A 534-nucleotide genomic window follows, 5' to 3' on the forward strand; every position below is an offset into this window, starting at 1 on the left:
TAAGCCAGCACGTAAAGGGTTTGCCACTATATACCTTGCTTGACCTATTAAATCTTCATCATTTCTTATTTTGTGGTCATAGTAATTTGATTGCCATATCTTTCCGTGTGTACCACTATGTTTATTAAGTCTATAAGTTGTAATGTTTTTAAAATCCCTAACTAAGTTTGAAAGGTCAAGGCTACTATTTAACTGTAAAATCCAATGTATATGATCAGGCATGATTACGTAGCAGATAGTATTAAGTGAATTTTTTCTTGAAAATCTAATGAGTTCACTCGCAATTAGCCGAGCACATAAAAAGTTAGCAAATAATGGCTTACGAAAATCACAACAAATTGTAATAGAGTAATAAGCGTTTACCGAAGTGCAGCGTCCTTTTAAACGTTTATGTGTGTTAGCCATATAATTAATTTCCATTTGAATAAATTAAATTGCGCGAGCAAGCTTCACGCCTACGTGGATTTTTATCCTTGGTGTATGGTGACCATGTAGGCGCCTTGCTTGCTGGCGCACTAAAAGCGCAGCTTTTAC

General features: G+C 35.4%; 1 protein-coding gene. It reads right to left on the bottom strand.

What is annotated here, in order from left to right:
• Positions 1-405 (bottom strand): REP-associated tyrosine transposase (locus I6F43_RS20015; protein ID WP_197103768.1); only part of this gene is annotated, 405 nt, incomplete at its 3' end.
• Between the last annotated feature and the right edge of the window lie 129 nt (positions 406-534).

The sequence above is a fragment of the Pseudoalteromonas sp. NZS71_1 genome, assembly GCF_015864305.1.
Lineage (GTDB): Bacteria > Pseudomonadota > Gammaproteobacteria > Enterobacterales > Alteromonadaceae > Pseudoalteromonas > Pseudoalteromonas arctica.